Origin of the sequence: Bradyrhizobium sp. ORS 111, from assembly GCF_045571485.1 — a bacterium.
Taxonomy (GTDB): domain Bacteria; phylum Pseudomonadota; class Alphaproteobacteria; order Rhizobiales; family Xanthobacteraceae; genus Bradyrhizobium.
The window spans coordinates 7,844,341-7,866,513 of record NZ_CP120701.1; the positions used below are offsets into that span (position 1 = coordinate 7,844,341).

Annotated in this window: 19 protein-coding genes; 7 read left to right on the top strand and 12 right to left on the bottom strand. The window is 65.0% G+C overall.

The genetic code is table 11. The features are described 5' to 3' along the window. Positions 1-610 precede the first annotated feature (610 nt). The 8 genes from P6U30_RS36225 to P6U30_RS36260 form a co-directional block, all read right to left on the bottom strand. Entirely contained in the window at positions 611-1,312 is a 702-nt protein-coding gene (locus P6U30_RS36225; protein WP_407167428.1) for an ABC transporter ATP-binding protein, read from the bottom strand. After that, on the bottom strand, positions 1,305-2,039 hold the full coding sequence (locus tag P6U30_RS36230) for an ABC transporter ATP-binding protein (RefSeq protein ID WP_407167429.1): 735 nt from the start codon (positions 2,037-2,039) through the stop codon (positions 1,305-1,307). Before P6U30_RS36230 ends, P6U30_RS36225 begins: the two co-directional genes overlap by 8 nt. Next, positions 2,026-3,120, bottom strand: coding sequence for a branched-chain amino acid ABC transporter permease (locus P6U30_RS36235; RefSeq protein WP_407167430.1), 1,095 nt, complete (start codon positions 3,118-3,120; stop codon positions 2,026-2,028). Before P6U30_RS36235 ends, P6U30_RS36230 begins: the two co-directional genes overlap by 14 nt. Before the next feature lie 7 nt (positions 3,121-3,127). Beyond that, positions 3,128-4,348: a substrate-binding protein gene (locus tag P6U30_RS36240; protein WP_407167431.1), complete on the bottom strand. Its 1,221-nt coding sequence runs from the start codon at positions 4,346-4,348 to the stop codon at positions 3,128-3,130. A 4-nt stretch (positions 4,349-4,352) separates the two neighbouring features. Continuing rightward, the gene (locus P6U30_RS36245) at positions 4,353-5,210 is read right to left on the bottom strand and encodes a branched-chain amino acid ABC transporter permease (protein WP_407167432.1); all 858 of its coding nucleotides are present in this window, start codon (positions 5,208-5,210) and stop codon (positions 4,353-4,355) included. Between the two features lie 39 nt (positions 5,211-5,249). Further along, positions 5,250-6,764 carry an amidase gene (locus P6U30_RS36250; RefSeq protein WP_407167433.1) on the bottom strand — a complete coding sequence of 505 codons (1,515 nt, stop codon included), beginning with the start codon at positions 6,762-6,764 and terminating at the stop codon, positions 5,250-5,252. Positions 6,765-6,936: 172 nt separating this feature from the next. Next, the gene (locus P6U30_RS36255) at positions 6,937-8,121 is read right to left on the bottom strand and encodes a substrate-binding domain-containing protein (protein WP_407167434.1); all 1,185 of its coding nucleotides are present in this window, start codon (positions 8,119-8,121) and stop codon (positions 6,937-6,939) included. A gap of 85 nt (positions 8,122-8,206) precedes the next feature. After that, complete coding sequence (locus tag P6U30_RS36260) at positions 8,207-9,391, bottom strand: substrate-binding domain-containing protein (protein ID WP_407167435.1); 1,185 nt, start codon at positions 9,389-9,391, stop codon at positions 8,207-8,209. A gap of 182 nt (positions 9,392-9,573) precedes the next feature. On the opposite strand from P6U30_RS36260, the gene P6U30_RS36265 reads away from it, so the two are divergent. Continuing rightward, positions 9,574-10,017, top strand: coding sequence for a MarR family winged helix-turn-helix transcriptional regulator (locus P6U30_RS36265; protein ID WP_407149244.1), 444 nt, complete (start codon positions 9,574-9,576; stop codon positions 10,015-10,017). 45 nt (positions 10,018-10,062) lie between these two features. On the opposite strand, the gene P6U30_RS36270 is transcribed toward P6U30_RS36265, so the two are convergent. Next, on the bottom strand, positions 10,063-11,124 hold the full coding sequence (locus P6U30_RS36270; RefSeq protein WP_407167436.1) for a nickel/cobalt efflux transporter: 1,062 nt from the start codon (positions 11,122-11,124) through the stop codon (positions 10,063-10,065). 4 nt (positions 11,125-11,128) lie between these two features. Beyond that, on the bottom strand, positions 11,129-11,407 hold the full coding sequence (locus P6U30_RS36275) for a metal/formaldehyde-sensitive transcriptional repressor (protein ID WP_407167437.1): 279 nt from the start codon (positions 11,405-11,407) through the stop codon (positions 11,129-11,131). 66 nt (positions 11,408-11,473) lie between these two features. Between P6U30_RS36275 and P6U30_RS36280 the strand changes: the two genes are divergently transcribed. Next, a complete protein-coding gene (locus tag P6U30_RS36280) occupies positions 11,474-12,445 on the top strand; it encodes a hypothetical protein (RefSeq protein ID WP_407167438.1) in 972 nt (323 codons plus the stop codon). Between the two features lie 194 nt (positions 12,446-12,639). Then, positions 12,640-13,077 carry a VOC family protein gene (locus tag P6U30_RS36285; protein ID WP_407167439.1) on the top strand — a complete coding sequence of 146 codons (438 nt, stop codon included), beginning with the start codon at positions 12,640-12,642 and terminating at the stop codon, positions 13,075-13,077. A 174-nt stretch (positions 13,078-13,251) separates the two neighbouring features. Here P6U30_RS36285 and secA read toward each other — a convergent pair whose 3' ends face one another. Beyond that, positions 13,252-16,119: a preprotein translocase subunit SecA gene (gene secA / locus P6U30_RS36290; RefSeq protein WP_407167440.1), complete on the bottom strand. Its 2,868-nt coding sequence runs from the start codon at positions 16,117-16,119 to the stop codon at positions 13,252-13,254. 343 nt (positions 16,120-16,462) lie between these two features. On the opposite strand from secA, the gene P6U30_RS36295 reads away from it, so the two are divergent. The 3 genes from P6U30_RS36295 (at position 16,463) to P6U30_RS36305 (ending at position 19,479) form a co-directional block, all read left to right on the top strand. Next, positions 16,463-17,383 carry a peptidylprolyl isomerase gene (locus P6U30_RS36295; protein ID WP_407167441.1) on the top strand — a complete coding sequence of 307 codons (921 nt, stop codon included), beginning with the start codon at positions 16,463-16,465 and terminating at the stop codon, positions 17,381-17,383. Between the two features lie 367 nt (positions 17,384-17,750). After that, the gene (gene argJ, locus P6U30_RS36300) at positions 17,751-18,992 is read left to right on the top strand and encodes a bifunctional glutamate N-acetyltransferase/amino-acid acetyltransferase ArgJ (protein WP_407167442.1); all 1,242 of its coding nucleotides are present in this window, start codon (positions 17,751-17,753) and stop codon (positions 18,990-18,992) included. Positions 18,993-19,068: 76 nt separating this feature from the next. Next, positions 19,069-19,479 (top strand): (deoxy)nucleoside triphosphate pyrophosphohydrolase, encoded by a 411-nt coding sequence (locus tag P6U30_RS36305; RefSeq protein WP_407167443.1) that lies wholly within the window; start codon positions 19,069-19,071, stop codon positions 19,477-19,479. A 939-nt stretch (positions 19,480-20,418) separates the two neighbouring features. Here P6U30_RS36305 and P6U30_RS36310 read toward each other — a convergent pair. Then, a complete protein-coding gene (locus tag P6U30_RS36310) occupies positions 20,419-21,261 on the bottom strand; it encodes a methyltransferase domain-containing protein (protein ID WP_407167444.1) in 843 nt (280 codons plus the stop codon). A 77-nt stretch (positions 21,262-21,338) separates the two neighbouring features. On the opposite strand from P6U30_RS36310, the gene P6U30_RS36315 reads away from it, so the two are divergent. Then, a complete protein-coding gene (locus tag P6U30_RS36315) occupies positions 21,339-22,148 on the top strand; it encodes a ComF family protein (RefSeq protein WP_407167445.1) in 810 nt (269 codons plus the stop codon). The last annotated feature ends 25 nt before the right edge of the window (positions 22,149-22,173 follow it).

Sequence of the window (22,173 nt, forward strand, 5' to 3'; positions counted from 1 at the left end):
CACCGGCGGACGGGTTCCCTCTCCCCTTGCGGGAGAGGGTTAGGGAGAGGGGTGGCCGCACGGCGTGACCTCTCCGCATTCGTGACAGCGACAGGTGAGCGCAGTTGGCGCGCAGAACGCCTGCATCAATCATGTCGCCCCGGGGCTCACCCCTCTCCCCAACCTTCCCCCGCAAGGCAGGGCAATCGCATATGAGATTCGAGTCGCAACGGCATCGGCAGTCGGCTCCCTCTCCCGCTTGCGGGGGAGGGCTGGGGTGGGGGTTCTCTCCGCGAGTCGTCTCGTGGAAAGAGCCCCCACCCGCCGCGCGCTGCGCACGCGTCGGCCTCCCCCGCAAGCGGGAGAGGCGAAGGGAGCCCGCGGACAACCTCCGCAGACGCCATATGCGATTGCCCTCCCCCGCAAGGGGGGAGGGAGCCTGAGCAGCGTGCTGACCTCACCGTCACTTCGGAGTGACGCGCGACGTCGAGCCCTAAATCCATTCATCGATGGATCGCGTGGACCGGTCGATTCTCAGATGCGCAATTGCGCGCCTTCGCACGCCCGGCATGACGACGAGAGCGGCGCGCTCGCAGCGGGTGGATGATCGCCGCTACATTGCAGTTGCCAGTTACGGCGCGAGATACCGCAGCAGCTCCGGATCGTTGCGCACTTCGCTCGCTGCGCCCTGCAGCGCGACGCGGCCGCGGTCCAGCACATAGGCGTAATCGGCGACGCGCAGCGCGAGGTCGAGATGCTGCTCGACGATGACGACGGAGATTTCCTTGGCGAGCTCGATCAGCCGCTCCGTGATCTCCTCGATCACGCCGATCCAGACGCCTTCGGTGGGCTCGTCGAGCAGCAGCAGCCGGGGATTGCCGAGCATGGCGCGGCCGATCGCCAGCATCTTGCGCTCGCCGCCGGACAGCGTGCCGGCCGGCTGATCGAGGCGCTGGCCGAGCTTCGGGAAAATCGCCAACACGCGGTCGACCGCGCTCGTGTCGCGATTGAACAGCGAGCCGACCGCGAGATTGTCGCGCACCGACAGCCGCGCGAACACCGAGTGCTCCTGCGGCACATAGCCGATGCCCGAGCGCACCCGTTCCTCGGTGCGGCGGCGGGTGATGTCGCGGCCGTCGAAGAACAGTTCGCCCTGCGAGCTCGAAAGCTCGCCGACGATGGTCTTCATCAGCGTGGTCTTGCCGGCGCCGTTGCGGCCGAGCACCGCGACGCCGCCGCGCCAGGGAATGTCGATGTTGACGTCGAACAGCACCTGGCTGCGGCCGTAGCCGGCATCGAGATGCCTGATATCGAGAAAGGACTGGTCAGGCACGGCGCAGATAGATCTCCTGGACGCTCTTGTTGCTCTGGATCTCCGCGACCGTTCCGCTCGCCAGCACCTTGCCCTGGTCGAGCACGGTGAGGCGGTCGCAGATGTCGCGGATGAAATCGAGATCGTGTTCGACGATGACGAGCGAGCAATGCTGCTTGATCGGCTGCAGCAGCTCGCCGGTGACGCGCCGTTCTTCGAGGCTCATGCCGCCGGTCGGTTCATCCAGCAGCAGCAGCCGCGGCTTGCCGACGAGCGCCATCGCGATCTCGAGCCATTGCTGCTGGCCGTGCGACAGGGTCGCCGCGGCATCATTGGCGCGGTCGGCGAGACGAAACTGCTGGAGCATCGCCATCACCTGATCGTGCAGCCGCCGGCGCGTCCGCGAGAACACGAGTTCGACCAGCGACGACTGCGCCTGCAGCGCCAGCAGGATGTTGTCGTACAGCGTCAACGTCGGCAGCACGGAGGTGATCTGGAACTTCAGGCTCATGCCGGCCCGGGCGCGCTCGGTCGGCGTGAACGCCGTGATGTCGGCGTTGATGAAGCTGACCTTGCCTGCGGTCGGTACCTCGGCGCCGGCGACGCATTTCATCAACGTGCTCTTGCCCGAGCCGTTCGGGCCGATCAGGCCGTGAAATTCGTTCTCGGCGACGGTCAGCCCTGCGCCGTCGAGCGCTGTGAGCTTGCCGAACACCTTGCTGATGCCTGACGCTTCAAGGAGCGGCATTGTGCGTCTCCTTCGGCGCCTTCCCGAAGCGGCCGACCCGCTCGCGCTCGCCGAGCACGAAGGAGATCAGCCCGAGCGGGCGGAACATGATCACCAGCAGCAGCAGCACGCCGAGGATGATCGGCCAGATGTCGCGGTAATTGTCCGACAGCCAGAAGCTGACGCCCTCGATGATCACGGTGCCGATGACGGCGCCGATCAGCGTGCCGGAGCCGCCGAACAGGACGTAGAGCACGACCTGGGTCGAGAACACGACGCCCAGGATGTTGGGCCAGACGAAACCTTCGTGGAAAGCATAGAGGCTGCCGGCGAGCCCCGCGATGGCGCCGCCGATCGCGAACACGATCGCCTTCAGATGCTGCGCCTTGTAGCCGAAGAAGGCGATGCGCTGCTCGTTCTCGCGCAAGCCTGCCAGCGCCAGCCCGAATTGCGAGCGCACCAGGAAGCGGCACAGCAGATAAACGACGGCGAGGATGCCGAGCGCCAGATAGTAATAGACCGGACCTTCCGAGATGTCGGTCGAGCCGAGCGACAGCGACGGGATCGACGGAATGCCGTTCTGGCCGCCGAGGTAATACCAGCCGCGCGCCAGCCGGTCCGCCGCGTAGGAGCCGGTGAGCGTGCCGAGCGAGACGAAGATCACGCTCGCCGGATAGCGCCCGAGCAGCAGGAAGCCGCCAAGCAGCAGTGCCGTGACAAGCCCGATCAGCGTTCCCGCCGGCAGGATCAGGAAGATCGAGGTGATGTCGAGGTCGCGCGCCATCAGCGCCACACCATAGCCGGCGGCGCCGAAGAACAGCGCCTGGCCGAAGCTCATGATGCCGGCGTAACCCCACACCAGGTCGAACGACAGCGCGAACAGCGCGAGGATGATCACGCGGGTGGCGAATACCGTCAGGTAGTCCTGCAAGACCAGCGGCAGGAGCAGTGCGATCAAGAGCACCAGCCCTTCCACGATCGGCAGCACCTGCCGTCCTGCCACGCCACGTCCCGCCGGCACGCCGGCGGCCGGTGCACCCTCACCCGTCACGACATCCGGTCCCTCGCTGAGGCGGGCGACGGCTTGCTTTGCTGCTGCCATCTGCTGCTCAGCATTCCTTGGGGTCGACGAGGCCGTTGCTGTGCGCGACGATCTCATAGGTCCCGTTCTTGGCGACGGCAGTATACATCTTCATCTTGCAGTGGCGCTTGCCCGGTACCATCTCGGCGGGTCCGCCGGGCCCCTCGGCGATCTTGGCATGGTCGAGCGCCGCCGCGACGGATTCGCGGTCGACCTTGCCTGCCTCCTTGACGGCCGCTTCCCACAGCTTGAGGCCGCGATAGGTTCCGGTCGCGGCGCTGCCGGCGGCGAACAGGAAGTTGCCCGGAAAGTCCTTCTCATAGGCCGCCTGGATCTTGGCGCTGGCCGGGTCGTCCTTGGTCAGGGCCTTGAAGTAATCGAGACAGCTCGCCAGCCCCTCGATCTCGTTGGCCTGGTTGATGTTGAGCGTGTTCTCGTCATAGTAGACGCAGGCAAGCCGGCCGCCGCTCTTGAGGAAGCCTGCCTCATAGAGCTGCTTGAAGAACGGGCCGACGCCCGGCGGGATCACCGTGTTGAAGACGACGTCGACCTTGTTGGAGACGATGCGGTTGACGGTGGCGGAGAAGTCGACCTGGTCGAGCGGGTAGTATTCCTCGAACACCACCTCGCCGCCGTTGGCTTCGATCACCTTGCGGGCGTAGACGTTGAGCGTGTGCGGCCAGACATAGTTGGCGCTCGGCAGCGCGAACTTCTTGCCGCCATTCTTGATCAGCCAGGGAATGAATTCGTCGCATTGCTGCGCCGGCGTCGGCCCGGTGCAGAACAGATAGGGCGTGCACTCCTTGCCCTCGTAGAGCTGCGGATAGATGTAGAGCGTTTTGCCGCGAGCCACGATCGGATCCTTGATCGCGTTGCGCATCGACGAGGTGATGCCGCCGAGCACCATGTCGACCTTGTCACGCTGGATCAGCTTGCGGACGTTGCCGACCGCGACCGATTCATTCGACGCGGTATCCTCGATATAGAGCTCGAGCGGCCGGCCGAGCAGGCCGCCGGCTGCGTTGATCTCCTTGATCACCATCTTGGCGACGTTGGCGTCGGCATTGCCGGCATAGGCGATCGGCCCGGTGAGGTCGGTCGCGATGCCGACCTTGATCGGGGCTTCGGCGGCGTTGGCCCAGTCCGGCCGCACCACCCAGCTTCCGACGCCGGTCGCAATGGCGCCGGTGGCGAAGGCGAAATTGCTCATGAAGCGGCGGCGGGTGAGATGGCTATGATCCATTGACATCTGACTAGACCCCTTTTCCCGAAATGAGGCCCTGCGGCCTGAATTTGATGAAGGCAATTGCGAGCACGAAGACGAGCACGTCGGCGACCACGGGCGACATGATCCACGGCAGCGCGGCGCTGAGCGTGCCGATGACGCCGGCGCCGGCGACGGGTCCGATGAAGGAGCCGACCCCGCCGACCATCACGGCGACGAAGCCCTGGATCAGGAAGCGGATGCCGAGATCGGCGAACAGGCTGAACACCGGCACGATCAGCGCGCCGGCGAGACCTGCCAGCGCCGCGCCGAAGGCGAAGGTGGCGCCGTAGATCAGCGGCGTGGAGATTCCCGACGCCCGCGCCAGCGCCGGGTTCTCCAGCGTGGCGCGCACGCGCAAGCCGAACGAGGTGCGCGCCAGCAACAGATTGCAGGCGCCCATCACCACGAGCGTGACCACGATGATGGTGAAGCGCCAGGTCGAGATGTGCACCGAGCCGAGGTCGATCGAGCCGCCGATCGGCTCCGGCACCGTGAGGTAGAAGCCGCCGATCAGGCCGCGCACGGCCTCGCGGATGATCAGGCCGAGCGCATAGGTGCCGAGCATCGCCACGATCGGCGCGGCGTAGAAGCGCCTGATGATCAGCGCCTCCAGCACGAAGCCGAGCGCGCCGACAACGAACGGCGCGGCGACCATGCCGGCCCAGACCGGCGCGCCGTGGGCGGACGCCAGATAGGTGACATAGGCTCCGAGCAGGACGAACTCGCCCTGCGCGAAGTTGAAAATGCCCATCATGCTGGCGATGATGCCGAGCCCCAGCACGACCAGCACGATGATCGCGCCGAAGCTCACGATTTCGAACGCCGCGGCAAAGCTGCTAGCCATGGTGTCCGGTCCGGGTCGGTGACAGCGACAAGCGGCGCCTCACATCTTCTTCCAGTCGCCGCTCTGCTCGAAGGCATGCGCGGCGCGGTAGATGGTCTGTTCCTCGAACATGCGGCCGACCAGCATCAACCCGACCGGCAGCCCGTCGACCATGCCGCAGGGCAGCGACATCGCGGGGTGATGGGTGATGTCGAACGGCGCGGTGTTGGAGATCATCTCGAGCGCGCGGGCGACATATTCCTCGCGGCTGGCATTGGCTGCCGGCAGCGGCGGCGCCTTCATCGGCGTGGTCGGCAACAGCAGCAGGTCGTAATCCTTGAACGCCTTGTCATAGGCCGCAGTGAGCCGCCTCGAGATGTTGAGCGCCTTGCCATAGAAGCGGGGGCCGAAATTGTTGTTGATGTAGGTGCCGAGCATCATGAACAGCTTGGTGGTCTCCGACAGCGAGTCCGCCTGGCGGCGCCAGCCGCGATGGAAATCCATCAGCGAGGTCGAATAGAGGTCTCCTCGGCTGAGGCCGTAGCCGTCGCCGAACATCATGGTCTGGGTCAGGCCTTCGGTGCCGATCGGGGTCCAGATCGCGGGGCCGACCAGATGCATCGGGATCGACACGGTCTCGACCGAGGCGCCGAGATCCTTGAAGCGCTTGGCCGCCTCCTGGACGCTTTCATTCACCGCGGCCTCACCATTCGGCTGCTCAAAGCCCTCCTTGAGGATGCCGATCTTCATGCCCTTGACGCCGGCGCCGAGCGCCTTGGTGTACTCTTGGACTTCCGGCGCCTTGATGCGCGGATCGTAGCCGTCGTCGCCGGCGATGACTTCGAGCAGCAGCGCGTTGTCCTCCACCGTCGCCGTCATCGGGCCGGTGTGGTCGACGAAAATCTCGATCGGCATGATACCGGTGTAGGGCACGAGCCCCCAGGTCGGCTTCATGCCGTAGGTGCCGCAGAACGACGACGGCATGCGGATCGAGCCGCCCTGGTCACCGCCGATCGCCATGTCGACTTCGCCCAGTGCTACGACGACGCCCGAGCCAGACGACGAGCCGCCGGCCGAGTAGCCCATCTTGTGCGGATTGTGCACCGCCCCGTAGGAGTTGGTGTGGCTGCCGCCGGAGAGGCAGAAGTGCTCACAGTGGGTCTTACCGGCGATCTCGGCGCCGGCGTCGAGCATGCGCGTGACGATGGTGGCGTCGAAATCCGGCACATAGCCTTCCAGCGTCGAGGAACCGTTCGTCATGGGCACGCCGGCCAGCATGATGTTGTCCTTCAGCGCCACCGTCTTGCCCTTGAGCTTGCCGGAGGACGCGCCCTTGACCGTCGCCTTGCGATACCAGGCGTTGTGCTTGTTCTCGTCCGGCGCGGGGCGATAGCCGGGCGTGCGTGGATACTTCACCTCGGGCAATTCGTCGGGCATCGCGGCGATGAGGTTGTAGGCATCGATCGAGCCCTGCATCAGGCCGCGGAACGAGGCTACGTCCTCTTCGGTCAGTGACAGCCCGCATTGCTCGGCGACGGCACGAAGTTGGGTTGGCGTGGGAAGGACAACTGTCATGGCGCGCTCTCCTTGGCTTCTTGATTTCCCTTTGGGCATTCCCTTGGGCGCGAGGCATGGGACGCGCGCGATGCGCGCGAACCGTCCACCTCCTCACAGCATTCAAAACGGAAATATTTTCCTTTTCAAGTATTATTTCAAACAACTGCGCGCGCGGATCGCCGGCACGGCCTCAGATCGGCTTGATCAGCCGGAAGTCGAGACCATCGGCCTCGGCGAGATACATCGACATCCGCGCATGGCCGTCACGGACCGCGACCGGGCCGCGGGCGCCGCTGTACACCACGTTGCGCGCCGCCGCGAGCAACGGCGCCATCGACAAGGTTCCGGCCTTGCTGGCCGCGGCCTCGAGAAAGCGCAGGCCCTCGTAACTCGATTGCCCGAGCGAGCCGACCGGAGGAGCATTCGGACCAAACATCGCGCGATAGCGGATCTGGAAGTCGTCGTTGGCCCGCGAGCCGACGCCGGGGAAGAAACCGGAGGCGCAGAACAGATTCTCGGAGTTGTCGGCGCCGATTCCGAGCAGCACGGTCTCGTCCATCGCGCCGCCCAATCGCAGCGTGGTCGCGGCGAGCCCGCACTCACCGAACGCGCGATTGAAGACGATGCTGTCGGTGCCGATCAGCGAGATCAGCACGACATCCGGCTTGGCGGCGCGGATGCGCGCCAGATGCGGCTCGTGATCGTCCTCGCCGAGCGGGACGAATTCCTCGCCGACCACCTGCCCGCCGGTCTCCGCGATGTATCGCTTGACCGCGCGATGCGACTGCCACGGCCAGACATAGTCGCTGCCGATCAAATACCAGCGCGAGGCGTTCTTGATCTCGGCCAGCCAGTGAATCGACGGCCGGCTTTGCCAGCGCGGCGTCTCGCCGATCGCGATCACGCCCGGCGTCCGTTCGCCGCCCTCATAGACGGAGGTGTAGATATAAGGGACGCGATTGCGGGTGACCTTGCGCATGGCGACGCGGACTGCGCTGGTGTGCAAGCCGACGATGAGATCGACCTGGTCGACGTCGATGGCTTGTTCCGCGCGTTCCAGCACGTCATCCATCGGCCCGCCGGCGTCATAGATCGAGAGTTCGACCTCGCGTCCGAGGATGCCGCCGCGCCTGTTGATCTCGGCGACCGCAAGCTGCGCGCTACAGATGCCGGACGGCCCCCAGACGCCGGGCGAGCCGGTGCAGCAGATGAAGGCGCCGACGCGAAGCCGCCTGTCGGCCCCGCGCCGCCCGAATAGCGCATGATCGCTCGGCGACATCGCCCGTTCGGCCACCGGCGCCGCGAGGTTCCTCAGCAGCAGCGATGGCGGAGCGGCAAAGCCGCTGCGAGCCTGGACGTTGACCGTCGCGTGCACTCCCACTCCTGTCTGGCATCAGGGGCCTGGGACGTTTCGCCGGCAACCGCGGCACTCGCCCTCTTGCGGGCCATGATGCCGCCTTTCAGATCGCCTTGACCAGCCTGAAATCGAGACCGTCGGCCTCGGCGAGATACATCGGCATCTCGGCGCGGCCGTTGCGAATGGTGACGGGTCCGCGTGCGCCGCGATAGACGACGTTGCGCGCCGCGGCGGACAATGGCTCCATTGCTAGGGTTCCCGCACGTTCGGCGGCCGCCTCGAGAAAGCGCAGGCCTTCGTAATTGGACTGCCCGACCGAGCCGATCGGCGGCGCATGCGGCCCGAACATCGCACGGTAGCGGTCCATGAAATCGTCATTGTCGCGCGAGCCGACGCAGGCGAAATAGCCGGAGGCGCAGAACAGGCTCTCGGTGTTGTCGGCGCCGATGCCGAGCAGCACGGTCTCGTCCATCGCGCCGGCGAATCGCAGCGTGGTGGCGGCAAGGCCGGATTCGGCGAAGGCGCGGTTGAAGGTGATGCTGTCGGTGCCGATCAGCGAGATCAGCACGACGTCCGGCTTGGCGGCGCGGATCCGCGCCAGATGCGGCTCGTGATTGTCCTCGCCGAGCGGGACGAATTCCTCGCCGACCACCTGGCCGCCGGATTCGGCGATATAGGACTTCACCGCGCGATGTGATTGCCAGGGCCAGACATAATCGCTGCCGATCAGATACCAGCGCGACGCCTTCTTGACCTCGGCGAGCCAGTGGATCGACGGCCGCATCTGCCAGCGCGGGGTCTCGCCGATCGCCATCACGCCCGGGGTCCGCTCGCCGCCTTCATAGACCGGGGTGTAGACATAGGGGATGCGGTTGCGGGTGACCTTGCGCAACGCCACGCGGACCGCGCTGATATGCGACCCCATGAACAGGTCGACCTCGTCGAGCAGAATCGCAGCTTCGGCGCGGCGCGCCACCTGCTCGATCGGGCCGCCGGCGTCGTACATCGACAGCTCGATCTCGCGGCCGAGGATGCCGCCGCGCTTGTTGATCTCGGCGACCGCGAGCAGGACGCTGTTGGTGGAGCTCGGGCCCCAGATGCCCGGCGAGCCGGAGAAGGTGATGAAATTGCCGACCCGGAGCTTGCTGTTGGCGCTGCGGCGCGCCGACGCGCCGTGCCTGCCGACCGACAGATCGAGCTCGGCCGCGCATGACGACGGATCCCTGAACAGCAGCGGCGGCGGGACGGGCGGACCGCCATATGCCTGGAAAGCAACCGTCGAAAGCACGCCAACTCCTGTCTGGGAAGCACAACGCAACGCAGCCAGCACGGCGGTCCGCGGCACCCGCCCTTTTGGTTGGAGGATTATCCTAGGTGAAAATATTGAATATTCAACAATTGAAGTGCATATAGAAACGGCATGAGTTGCCGGACATTCATTCAACCGGGTCAGGATCCCAGATCGCAGCCGTGGCCAAACCGCCGAAACAAAACTCCCCGATCACCGAACATCTCACCTACCTGCTCGCGCAAGCGAACCGGGAGATCAACCGGCAGTTGGAGACCCGCCTGAGCAAGGAAGGCGTGCCGGTCGAGCAGTGGCGCATCCTGAAGGTGCTGTCCGACGGCAACGGACACTCGATGGGCGAGCTTGCCGAGGCGGTGCTGCTCAACCATCCGACGCTGACCAAGATGATCGACCGCATGGTGTCGGACGCGCTGGTCTATCGCGTCCAGGATCCCAAGGATCGCCGCAAAGTGCTGATGTTCGTCTCCGACCGCGGCAAGGCGCTGAGCCGCCGGCTGAACTCGCTGGCCATGAGCCAGGAGGAGCACATCGTCGAGAGCTATGGCGACAAGTCGACCAACGAGCTCAAGCGTCTTTTGGAAAACCTGATCGGCAGCGCCAATTGACGGCTGCTGGCTGGTCGCGTTTGCCGCGGCGAGCGACGCTCTCGGCTAGATTGCGCTCCAACCCAGCCATCCCGTGTAGAGCCCGACGAACACGATCAGCACCGCCGATGCGTAAGGCGCATGGCGCGCGAACCGGCTGAAGCCGGTCCAGCGCCGCTCGATGTGCCGCATGCTCAGTGCAGCGAGCACGCCGGCCGAGACCATCGTGATCGCAAGCCCGATCCCGAAGCACAGCACCAGCGTGAAGCCGAGGCTGAGCTGCTTGAGCTGGATGCAGAGCAAGAGCACGGTGATCGCGGCCGGACACGGGATCAGCCCGCCGGTCAAGCCGAACAGCACGATCTGCCATGTCGTCACGGTGCGTCCCGCAAAGCGCTTGCGGATGTCGGCCGCATGGGCGCGGGCGTGTTCATCGTCCTCCTCGCCCAGATTCATGTGCGAATGGTCATGCTCTTCGTAAGTCGCCTCGAATGCATCGGGGTGTCCGTGCAGCGACAGGCGCATCTGGAACGCGTGCGGCTCGGGAATCTCGTCGACGCTTTCGAGGAAGCCTTGCTTGGCGACGAACGCGAACGACTGCCTGGTCCCGTCGGGCCGCTCTGTCTCCACCATGACGTCTTTCGGCGACGGCAGTGCGCCCCGCTCGGCTGCGATCCGCCAGCGCGGCGGCACGCCGTCCTCGAAGATCGACAGCGTCAGCGCGGCATCGCCAAGCTCGACGCGCTGCGTTTCATCGTGATGATGGTGGTGATCCTCGCCGTTCTGCTCGCGCCAGGTCCGCCACGCCATCCAGACCGCGATGCCGATGATCACGACGGCTGAGGCGACCTGGAAATAGGCCTCGCTCTGCTCGCCGTTCCATTGCCGCCCGAAATACAGGCCGCCGAGCGCCACCGCCCACACGATTGCGGTGTGCGAGATCGCCGCCGACAGACCGAGCAGCGCGGCCTGCAGCACAGTGCCGCGTATCGCGATGATGAATGCCGCCATCATCGTCTTGGAATGGCCCGGCTCCATGCCGTGCAGTGCGCCGAGCAGGATCGCGCTCGGCACGAACAGCCAGGCGTGGGCGGAGCCCTGCTGCAGAAGTTCGGCGAAACCGGTCATCGCGTCACTTCAGATAGGTGCGGACCACGTCGATCAGATCCGCGGCGCCTTGCGCCTTCGCGGGATCCGTCTCATGCGCGGGATCAACGACGTGATGACGGATGTGCTCCTCGAGCAGCTCGGCAGTCAGCCCGTTCACGGCACCACGGACCGAGGCGACCAGCATCAGCACGTCGGCGCAGCCGAGCTCGGATTCGAGCGCGCGCTCGACCGCCTCGATCTGTCCCTTGATACGCCTGATCCGGCCGATCAGCTTCGACTTGTGCTTGATGGTATGCGACATAATGGCTTAATATAGGGGGGTACCCTATAAGGATCAAGCGGCAATAGGGCCAGTGGGGCGAACTCCATGCCGACGATGTCCCTGCGAAGAGGGGTGCTCCTGATCCTGCCGCTGCTATGGACACAGGCCGCAGAGGCGCACGGCATCGCCGGCAATCGCTATTTCGCCGGCACCATGACGTTCGACGACCCCGCCGTCGCCGACGAATTGATCCTGCCGAACTTCAGCTATCTCGGTTATCCCACGCAGGGCAGCGCCATCGTCGAGAACCGCATCAACGGAGCGTTTGCCCGGCTGCTGACGCCGACGCTGGCCTTCACGATCGACAGTTCATGGGCCCATCAGGGCTGGCCGATCGGGTCCACCTCGGGCTTCGACAAGACCAATATCGGCCTCAAATACGAGGCCTATCGCGACAACCGCCACGAAGCGTTGATCTCGGTCGGTCTCGCCTGGGGCGTCGGCCACTCCGGCGCGGCGGCGATCGGCGCCGATGCACCTGATACGATCCAGCCGGGCATCTTCTTCGGCAAGGGATTCGGCGATCTGCCGGACTCGCTGTCCTGGCTGCGCCCCTTCGCGATCACCGGCGCGCTGGTCGACGAGGTTCCGATCGGCACGGGCGGTATCGCACTGGCGCCCAATCTCGTCACCCGCCGATTCGACACCGTCATCTCGCCCGCGGTCGAGACGCTGCACTGGGGTTTCTCAATCCAGTACAGCACGCTCTATTTGACGAAGCGCTTCGATGGCGGACCGCCGAAGGACGAGCCGCTGAATCAACTGGTGCCGCTCGTCGAGTTCAGGTTCGAGAGCCCACGCGGCCAAGCCACGGCGGCGAGCGCAAATCCCGGCTTTGCCTATGTCGCCGTGACCTGGCAGGTGGCCGCCGAGGCGATCATCCCCCTCAACCGCGCCGGCGGCAGCGGCCCCGGCTTCCGGGCACAACTGCTGCTGTTCCTGGATGACCTCGTGCCTTCGCTGTTCGGCAAGCCGCTTATCAGCGACCACCCGGCACGCACCCAGATCGCCTGGTAGCGCCGTCGGCCCGGCGCGGAGCAGCGAAAAAAATCGACCGGCCCCTGTCGGAAACACGCCCGCCGGTTCGTCCTCAGGACAAGCGCACGAACGGACCGCACCTCGCTGCTTTGGCCCGTTCGCAGGCGCCGCCGTCGTGCCGCCCCGCGCGAGGGTGCCAGCCCACCTGATCCATTTCACGAGGACACTCATCTATGACTTCGATCACGCCGTTCCTCTGGCTCGACAATAATGTCCGCGAGGCCGTGGCCTTCTACAAATCGATATTCCCCAACGCGAGGATCGAGACCGTCAACGACTTCATGGCGAGCTTCGAGCTCGAGGGGCAGCGCTTCCACGCGCTCAACGGCGGCCCGAAATTCAAGTTCAACGAGGCGGTGTCGTTCTTCATCAGCGTCGAGACCCAGGAGCAGGTCGATTACTTCTGGACCAGGCTCACCGCCGACGGCGGCGAGGAATCCAATTGCGGATGGCTGAAGGACAAGTTCGGCTTGTCATGGCAGGTCGTGCCATCAGCCCTCGGCCGCTACCTCGGCGACCCCGACCGCAAAGCGGCCGACCGCGCCATGCAGGCCATGATGAAGATGAAGAAGATCATCATCGCCGATCTCGACAAGGCCTTTGCCGGCTGATCGGCGAATGTGCGCTGACGTGGCAGCGTCGTCGTGCCCGGCTCAAGCCCGGGCACGACAAGGATGCGGGTGGATTAACCAAATCACCGACACCGAACGCCGAGCACAATCAGCGCTCCCCACAAGCGAGAGAGGAGAAGCTCGCGACCGATCTCAACCGCGGATTATCGCGCCTTACGCGTACCGCCCATGGCAGTGCTTGTACTTCTTGCCTGAGCCGCATGGGCAATCCTCGTTGCGGCCGACCTTGCCCCAGCTTGCGGGGTTGTTCGGATCGCGGTCGGCGGCCGGGGTCTTCGGCACCAGCGAGGCCTGGGCGAAATTGGCTTGCGCGAAGTTGGCCTGCGCGAACGCCATCTCGTCCTCGCCGGTGTTCGGATCGAGCTTGTGCACTTCCATCGCCGGCAGCGGCTGCGGCGGCTCCTCCGGCGGCACGATCTGGACTCGCATCAATTGCGCGGTGACCGCCTCGCGCAGATGCGCGCTCATTTCCTGGAAGAGGTTGAAGGCTTCGGTCTTGTATTCCTGCAACGGATCGCGCTGGCCGTAGCCGCGCAGGCCGATCACCTGGCGTAGATGGTCGAGCATGATCAGGTGCTCGCGCCAGAGATGATCCAGCGTCTGCAGCAGGATGGTCTTCTCGACGTAGCGCATCACGTCGGGGCCCCATTGCGCGACCTTGGCCGCCATGTGCTCGTCGACATGCTTGTCGATGCGCGCGAGCAATTCCTCGTCGGCGATGCCTTCTTCCTTGGCCCATTCGTCGACCGGCAGGTCGACATCGAGCACGCGCTTGAGCTCGTCCTTCAGGCCGGCGGTGTCCCACTGCTCGGCATAGGCATGCTCGGGGATGTGCTTGGCGACGACATCCTCGACGAAGGCATGGCGCATGTCCGCCACCGTCTCGGCGACGCTGTCGTCCTTCATCAGCTCGACGCGCTGATCGAAGATCACCTTGCGCTGGTCGTTCTGGACGTTGTCGAACTTGAGCAGATTCTTGCGGATGTCGAAGTTGCGCGCCTCGACCTTCTGCTGCGCCTTCTCGAGTGCCTTGTTGATCCAGGGATGGATGATGGCCTCGCCTTCCTGCAGGCCGAGCCGTTGCAGCATGCTGTCGAGCCGGTCGGAGCCGAAGATGCGCATCAGATCGTCTTCCAGCGACAGGAAGAATTTCGAGCGGCCGGGGTCGCCCTGACGGCCGGAACGGCCGCGGAGCTGGTTGTCGATGCGGCGGGATTCGTGACGCTCCGAGCCGATGATGTAGAGGCCGCCCGGCTTCTTCACGGTCTTGGCCGGCTTGTTGCCCTTGGCGGGCTCGACCTCGACGTCTTCCTCGGCCTTCAGCACGATCTCGCGGAAGCGCTCGATGTCGGCCTTGATCTGCTCGACCTTGGCGGCCTTCTCGGCCTCGTCGGTGATGTCAGCGGTCTCCTGCTGGATCCGCATCTCGAGCGAGCCGCCGAGCTTGATGTCGGTGCCGCGGCCGGCCATGTTGGTCGCGATCGTGATCGCGCCCGGCACGCCGGCTTCCGCCACGATATAGGCTTCCTGCTCGTGGAAGCGCGCGTTCAGCACCGCGAACAGCTTGGCCGGCTTGCCGGCGCGCGCGGCGGCATAGAGCTTCTCCATGCCGGACCCGGAGCTGAAGTCGATCTGCTTGTAGCCGTGCTTGCGCAAATACTCCGCGAGCACTTCCGACTTCTCGATCGATGCCGTGCCGACCAGCACCGGCTGCAGCCGCTTGTTGGCGCGCTCGATCTCGGCGAGGATCGCGGCGTATTTTTCGCCCTGCGTGCGATAGACCTCGTCGTCCTCGTCGAGGCGCGCCACCGGCAGGTTGGTCGGGATTTCCACCACCTCGAGCTTGTAGATGTCGAACAATTCGTCGGCTTCGGTCGCGGCCGTGCCGGTCATGCCCGACAGCTTCTCGTACATCCGGAAATAGTTCTGGAAGGTGATCGAGGCGAGCGTCTGGTTCTCCGGCTGCACCGGCTGGTGCTCCTTCGCCTCCAGCGCCTGGTGCAGGCCTTCGGAATAGCGGCGGCCCGGCATCATGCGTCCGGTGAACTCGTCGATGATCACGACCTCGCCGTCGCGGACGATGTAGTCCTTGTCGCGCGTGAACAGCGTATGGGCCCGCAGAGCCTGATTGATATGATGCACGACGGAGACGTTCTCGACGTCGTAGAGCGAATCGCCCTTGAGCTGGCCGGCATCGCGCAGCAGGGTCTCGATCTTCTCCATGCCGCCTTCGGTCAGCGTCACCGTGCGCTGCTTCTCGTCGACCTCGTAGTCGGACTTGTCGAGCTGCGGGAAGAAGGAGTCAATCGTGTTGTAGAACTCGGAGCGGTCGTCGAGCGGGCCGGAGATGATCAACGGCGTGCGCGCCTCGTCGATCAAGATCGAGTCCACTTCGTCGACGATCGCGTAATAGTGCCCGCGCTGGACCATGTCCTCCAGGCGGTACTTCATGTTGTCGCGCAGATAGTCGAAGCCGTACTCGTTGTTGGTGCCGTAGGTGATGTCGCAGCCATAGGCTGCCTTGCGCTCGGCGTCGTCGAGGCCGTGCACGATCACGCCGGTGGTCAGTCCCAGGAACGAATAGATCTGGCCCATCCAGCCGGAGTCGCGGCGGGCGAGGTAGTCGTTGACGGTGACGACGTGGACGCCCTTGCCGGCGAGCGCATTGAGGTAAACCGCGAGCGTTGCGACCAGCGTCTTGCCTTCGCCGGTCTTCATCTCGGCGATGTCGCCCTCGTGCAGCACCATGCCGCCGATGAGCTGGACGTCGAAATGGCGCTGGCCGAGCGTTCGCTTGGCCGCCTCGCGCACGGTCGCGAACGCCGGAACCAGGATGTCGTCCAGCGTCTTGCCGCTCTCGAGCTGCTGCTTGAACTCGGCGGTGCGGGCCTTGAGCTCCTCGTCCGACAGTTTGACGAGCTCGGGCTCCAAAGCGTTGATGGCGTTGACGCGGGATTGATATCCCTTGACCCGACGGTCGTTGGCGGAGCCGAAAAACTTGCGGGCGAGCGCGCCGATCATGCGTAATTCCTGTTCTTCGGTCTTGCGTTACAGCCAGAAATAGTCCACCGGGTCGCCCATCAACTCACCGTGACGCGCTGCGGGTCGAGCCCCGAACCGGGGGTTGATCCGCCAACTGAGTGGGAAACAGACCATCCAAGGTTCAACGGCCAAAAACGCAGCAAAATAAGCGCTATCGCCGTTGACACGATTGGTCAGAGATATGGCCCGGTCGGTAGGTTGTCAACGCTGGCAAGATGTCAGGGAATTCATCATTTTGCCCGACTTTCGCGTTGCCAACGCCGCACGATTGGGCGAGTGTCCGCCCCGCTCAAGCTTCCCCCCTTTGAGACAAGGATATTGTATGACCACCTCGCTCCCGGAAACCAAAACCGGCCTGCGCCTCGGCCTGGCCACCCTGGCCGCGACGGGCTGTCTTGTCGCACTCCTGGCCGCCGGGCTTCCGGCCCGGGCGGACTCCGACCCGGTGCTCGCGAAGGTGAACGGTTCCGAGATTCGCGCCAGCGACGTGGCGCTCGCCGAAGAGGAACTGGGCCCGAGCCTGCAGCAGATGGACCCGGCCACCCGCAAGGACAACGTGCTGTCCTTCCTGATCGACATGAAGATCGTGGCCAAGGCTGCCGAGGACAAGAAGGTCGAGAACTCGGATGAGTTCAAGAAGCGCCTCACCTTCGCCCGCAACCGCCTGTTGATGGACAGCCTGCTCGCCACCGAAGGCAAGGCCGCGACCACCGACGATGCCATGAAGAAGGTCTACGATGAGGCCGCCAAGCAGATCAGCGGTGAGCAGGAAGTGCGCGCGCGCCACATCCTGGTCGAGACCGAGGACGAGGCCAAGGCGATCAAGGCCGAGCTCGACAAGGGCGCCGACTTCGCCGAGCTCGCCAAGAAGAAGTCCAAGGACCCCGGCGCCTCCGACGGCGGCGATCTCGGCTTCTTCACCAAGGAGCAGATGGTGCCGGAATTCTCCGCGGTCGCCTTCTCGCTCGAGCCGGGCAAGATCTCCGATCCGGTGAAGTCGCAGTTCGGCTGGCACATCATCAAGGTCGAGGAGAAGCGGAACCGCAAGGCGCCGGACTTCGACCAGGTGAAGGGCCAGATCGAGACCTACGTGACCCGCAAGGCGCAGGCCGACTATGTCGCCAAGCTGCGCGAAGCCGCCAAGGTCGAGCGCACCGATGCCGCCAAGGCCGACGATGCGGCGAAGCCGGCGGATGCGCCGAAGCCCGCCGACAACAAGATGGCGCCGCCGGCGAAGAAGTAAGCGTCGCGACGCCACAGTATTGAATTCGCGATGGCCGGGCTCGTCCCGGCCATTTGCGTTTTGCAGCTTCGTTGTCGCCTCGGATTGTTCTCGTTCCCGCTGAAAGGGGGAAGGTTGGGATGGGGGTCAACCACGCACCGTTGCTCATGGAGCGAGTAGATCCCCACCCGCTTTGCTCTGCGAGCAAAGCGACCTCCCCTTTTCAAGGGGAGGTAGGAAGCGGCCCGGACGAAGTTCTTTGAATAGTGAGTGACAGCCTTGTAGCCCGGATATCCTTGAATGATTGATGATACCCGCGTTCGCCCTCTCCCGCTTCAGCGAGCGAAATGATAAGGAGCGCTTCCCTCCCGTAGCCGGAAGCCTTCCCATGTCGACCGCCGTCTCTCCCCTCGCCCCGACCGATGTTCCCGACATGCCCGTGATCGCGGGCGTGAAGCTTGCGACCGCGGCCGCCGGCATCCGCTACAAGGGACGCACCGACGTGCTGCTGGCGTTGCTCGACGAGGGCACCACGGTGGCGGGCGTGTTCACCAAGTCGAAATGCCCGTCGGCGCCGGTCGAATGGTGCCGCGCCAAGCTGAAGGGCGGGAAGGCGCGCGCCGTCGTGGTCAATTCCGGCAACGCCAACGCCTTCACCGGCAAGACCGGCAAGCAATCCACCGCACTGACCGCGCAGATCGCCGCAAAGGCAGTCGGCTGCTCGACCGGCGAAGTGTTCCTGGCTTCCACCGGCGTGATCGGCGAGCCGCTTGACGCCACCAAGTTCAATGGCGTGCTGGCGAGGCTCGCCGAGATCGCCACGCCGGATCACTGGATGGATGCGGCGAAGGCGATCATGACCACCGACACCTTTCCGAAGGTTGCGACCGCGACCGTGAAGCTCGGCAAGGCCAAGGTGACGATCAACGGCATGGCCAAGGGCGCCGGCATGATCATGCCCGACATGGCGACCATGCTGTCCTTCATCTTCACCGACGCGCCGCTCTCGGCCGCGGTGCTGCAATCCCTGCTCAAGACCGGTGTCGAGGACACCTTCAACGCCGTCACCATCGACGGCGACACCTCGACCTCGGACACGCTGCTCGCCTTCGCGACCGGCGCCGCCGCAGCCGATGGCGCGCCGAAGATCAGCCGCGCCAGCGACCCGCGCCTGAAGGCGTTCACCAAGGCGTTCAACGCCGTGCTCGCCAACCTGTCCGAGCAGGTGGCGCGCGACGGCGAAGGCGCGCGCAAGCTGGTGGAGGTCGTGGTCGAGGGCGCGACAACGAAGCCATCGGCGCGCAAGATCGCAATGTCGATCGCCAACTCGCCGCTGGTGAAGACCGCGATTGCCGGCGAGGACGCCAATTGGGGCCGCGTGGTGATGGCGGTCGGCAAGGCCGGCGAGCCCGCCAACCGCGACAAGCTGTCGATCTCCTTCAACGGCATCCGCGTCGCCAAGAGCGGCGCGCGCGATCCGTCCTACAACGAGACCGAAGTGTCAGAGGCGATGAAGGCGCCGAAGATCCAGATCAAGGTCGCCCTCGGCCTCGGCAAGGGCCGCGACCGCGTGCTGACCTGCGACCTCACCAAGGAATATGTCGCGATCAACGGCGACTATCGGTCGTAATGTGCAACGCGCGCGCGTTTGGCCCGCGGGACATTGCTTGGTAATGAAAGCTTGAAGATCGTAACCGAACCATCGCATGGCCGCTATCAAGCTCACCCTCGTCGTCGCCTGCGCGCTTGTCGATGCCGACAAGCGCGTGCTGCTGGCGCAGCGCCCCGAAGGCAAGGCGCTGGCCGGCCTGTGGGAATTCCCGGGCGGCAAGATCGAGCCCGGCGAGCGGCCGGAGCAGACCCTGATTCGCGAGCTGCATGAGGAGATCGGCATCACCGTGAGCGAGCCGTGCCTCGCACCGTTGACCTTTGCCAGCCACGCCTACGAGACCTTCCATCTGCTGATGCCGCTCTACATCTGCCGGCGCTGGGAGGGCATGGTGATGCCGCGCGAGGCCCAGAACCTCGCCTGGGTGCGCGCGAGCAAACTGCGCGACTACCCGATGCCGCCCGCGGACATCCCGCTGCTGCCGCATCTGATCGACCTGCTGCTGTGAGTTGCGACCGCACTCTTGCCAATCAACAGGTGTCGTCCCTGCGAAAGCACTAGGGCATCTACACATCTTTTCCGGACCGAAAAGTGACTCTCGATCAAGGACTTGCTTGCCACTCGATGACGCCATTTCGCGAGCAGAGCTTAGCAAAAGTGCGGCGTTTCTCTGCGTTGCTAAGCTAAGTCGTTGAGAAGACTCCGGAAGACATGTAGATGCCCTAGTGCGAAAGCAGGGACCCATAACCACCGGCTTCACTTGTAGACCACTAAGGTGCCGCACAACAGCGGCGATTGGCTATGATCAGCTTGCTCGACCAGCGCGCCCCTAACCGCTCCCTGTGGTTATGGGTCCCTGCTTTCGCACTAGGGCATCTACACATCTTTTCCGGACCGAAAAGTGACTCTCGATCAAGGACTTGCTTGCCACTCGATGACGCCATTTCGCGAGCAGAGCTTAGCAAAAGTGCGGCGTTTCTCTGCGTTGCTAAGCTAAGTCGTTGAGAAGACTCCGGAAGACATGTAGATGCCCTAGTGCTTTCGCAGGGACGACGGGAAATGCTCGTCCTTGCCACCTCCCTCGCGGGACAGGGGGCGCTGAAAAAATATCGAAAACAACCCCATGCAAAGTAGCCTCCGCTGCCAGGGTTCGACACGGCGACTTGACACGTCGGGCAACTCACCGGCATTATTCCATTATTCCGAAATCGTGATGTGAGGCTGCGGCTCCTCCAACGCGTCCTCCTTGCGGAAGCAGAGACCCATACGCCGCGGCGGACTTTGTTGAAGGGACTCGCCGTTCCAGCATCGCCGAACAATTGGCATTTTGCGGTTATGGCTCCCGGCTCCCGTGCGCAATTGCGCACTAGGCAGGGACGACGCTGAGGACGGTTCTCGATTCCAGGCGTCACGCCACGCGATGTGATCACCGTTGCATCGTGCGTTCCTAACGCTTCGTGCCCTTCACCGCGGCTTCCAGGCTCGCCTTGGCCGAACCCGGCTTCAGTGGCTTCGGCTGGCTCTCATGCGGCGCCCAGCCGGAGAGCCAGACGATGTCGAAGGTGGCGCGGATGCGGCCGTCGGCGTCGGCGAAACGTTCGCCGTAGATCTGCGCCATGCGCAGCATGGTGGCGCGGCGGGTCGGGATGTGACGGCGCTCGCGCAGCACGTTGGTCGCGCCCATCCGCCTCAAATCGGTCATCAGCGCAAACGCGCTGGCATAGCGCACCACGACGCGATCGACATCGGTGACCGGCAGGGCAAAGCCGGCCCGTTGCAGCAGCGCGCCGATGTCGCGCAGATCGGCGAACGGCGCGACGCGCGGCGAGACGCCGCCCTCGCACTCGGCCTCCGCCGCAGCAAAGCTTTGCCGGAGTTCGGTCAGCGTATCGCCGCCGAGCATCGCTGCCAGCAACAATCCGTCAGGCTTCAGCGCGCGGCGGATCTGCGCCAGCACGCCGGGCAGATCGTTGACGAACTGGAAGGCCAGCGCCGAGACTGCGAGATCGAGCGATTCCGGCGCCAGCGGCAGCGCCTCCGAAGGCGTAAACTCGACCTGGCTGATCGAAGCGGCGCGCGCGCGCAGCGCCTCGGCAAGCCCGTCGCCGGGCGTCCACACATCTACCGCCGCGGAAAAGCTCCGCGACACGGCGTGCAGCCGGTCCGCCATGTCCTCCGTGGCACGGTCGAGCAAGAACGTGACTGCGCCATCGCGCCGCGCGCGCGCAAGCCGCATGCCGAGCAGCGCGCGGTCGAACAAAATGGGGGCGGTGGTCGGGTTCGGTGCCATGGCGGCTGGTTACGCCGGACCGCGGCCGCAGGCAATGCGGGTTGAGGCTTTGCGGCCCAGACGCTAGCCTCCGCCCCATGGACGCCGCGGCATCACCATCACGCTCCATTGCAGCCCATCTGCGCAGCGCGCTCGGCGCTGTCGGCGGCGCCTGCGCGCAGACGGCGCGGCTGGTGCTCGACATCGCGCTGCCGACGCTCTGCGTGTCATGCCGCGAGCCGGTCGCCGGCGAGGGCGTATGCGCGGGATGCTGGGCCAAATTGTCGTTCATCGCGCCGCCCTACTGCCCGCGGCTCGGCATTCCCTTCGTCTACGATCCCGGGCCCGAGCTGCTGTCGATGGAGGCGATCGCCAATCCGCCGGCCTACGGCAGAGCGCGCGCCGCGGTGCGCTATGACGACGTCGCGCGCACGCTGGTGCACGCACTGAAATACCAGGACCGCACCGATCTGGCCCCCACCATGGGCCGCTGGATGGCGCGGGCGGGCAAGGAATTGCTGGGTGATGCCGACGTGCTGGTTCCGGTTCCCCTGCACTGGCAACGCGGGTGGAGCCGGCGCTATAACCAGTCCGCCGCGCTGGCCAAGGTGATCTCGCGCCACAGCGGCGTCGCGATGGCCTCCGCGGCACTGCGGCGCGTCCGCGCCACCGAGCAGCAGATCGGGCTGTCGCGCGCACAGCGCGCCAGCAATGTGCAGGGCGCATTCAAGGTGGCCGACGAGCGCAAGGCTGACATTCAGGGCCGCCGCGTCATCCTGATCGACGACGTCCTGACTTCCGGTGCCACGGTAACGGCCTGCGCGCGGGCTCTGCTGCGCGCCAAAGCCGCGCAGGTCGACGTGCTGGTATTCGCCCGGGTTGTCGATAGCCACCGCGCTCCCATATAATCTCACATTCTGTTGCAACCGAGCG

Excerpts from the sequence above, each read along its gene's own strand:
- P6U30_RS36230 (WP_407167429.1), bottom strand. The coding sequence starts at position 2,039 with ATGCCGCTCCTTGAAGCGTCAGGCATCAGCAAGGTGTTCGGCAAGCTC.
- P6U30_RS36235 (WP_407167430.1), bottom strand. The coding sequence starts at position 3,120 with ATGGCAGCAGCAAAGCAAGCCGTCGCCCGCCTCAGCGAGGGACCGGAT.
- P6U30_RS36240 (WP_407167431.1), bottom strand. The coding sequence starts at position 4,348 with ATGTCAATGGATCATAGCCATCTCACCCGCCGCCGCTTCATGAGCAAT.
- P6U30_RS36245 (WP_407167432.1), bottom strand. The coding sequence starts at position 5,210 with ATGGCTAGCAGCTTTGCCGCGGCGTTCGAAATCGTGAGCTTCGGCGCG.
- P6U30_RS36250 (WP_407167433.1), bottom strand. The coding sequence starts at position 6,764 with ATGACAGTTGTCCTTCCCACGCCAACCCAACTTCGTGCCGTCGCCGAG.
- P6U30_RS36270 (WP_407167436.1), bottom strand. The coding sequence starts at position 11,124 with ATGACCGGTTTCGCCGAACTTCTGCAGCAGGGCTCCGCCCACGCCTGG.
- P6U30_RS36275 (WP_407167437.1), bottom strand. The coding sequence starts at position 11,407 with ATGTCGCATACCATCAAGCACAAGTCGAAGCTGATCGGCCGGATCAGG.
- P6U30_RS36280 (WP_407167438.1), top strand. The coding sequence starts at position 11,474 with ATGCCGACGATGTCCCTGCGAAGAGGGGTGCTCCTGATCCTGCCGCTG.
- P6U30_RS36285 (WP_407167439.1), top strand. The coding sequence starts at position 12,640 with ATGACTTCGATCACGCCGTTCCTCTGGCTCGACAATAATGTCCGCGAG.
- secA (WP_407167440.1), bottom strand. The coding sequence starts at position 16,119 with ATGATCGGCGCGCTCGCCCGCAAGTTTTTCGGCTCCGCCAACGACCGT.
- P6U30_RS36295 (WP_407167441.1), top strand. The coding sequence starts at position 16,463 with ATGACCACCTCGCTCCCGGAAACCAAAACCGGCCTGCGCCTCGGCCTG.
- argJ (WP_407167442.1), top strand. The coding sequence starts at position 17,751 with ATGTCGACCGCCGTCTCTCCCCTCGCCCCGACCGATGTTCCCGACATG.
- P6U30_RS36305 (WP_407167443.1), top strand. The coding sequence starts at position 19,069 with ATGGCCGCTATCAAGCTCACCCTCGTCGTCGCCTGCGCGCTTGTCGAT.
- P6U30_RS36310 (WP_407167444.1), bottom strand. The coding sequence starts at position 21,261 with ATGGCACCGAACCCGACCACCGCCCCCATTTTGTTCGACCGCGCGCTG.
- P6U30_RS36315 (WP_407167445.1), top strand. The coding sequence starts at position 21,339 with ATGGACGCCGCGGCATCACCATCACGCTCCATTGCAGCCCATCTGCGC.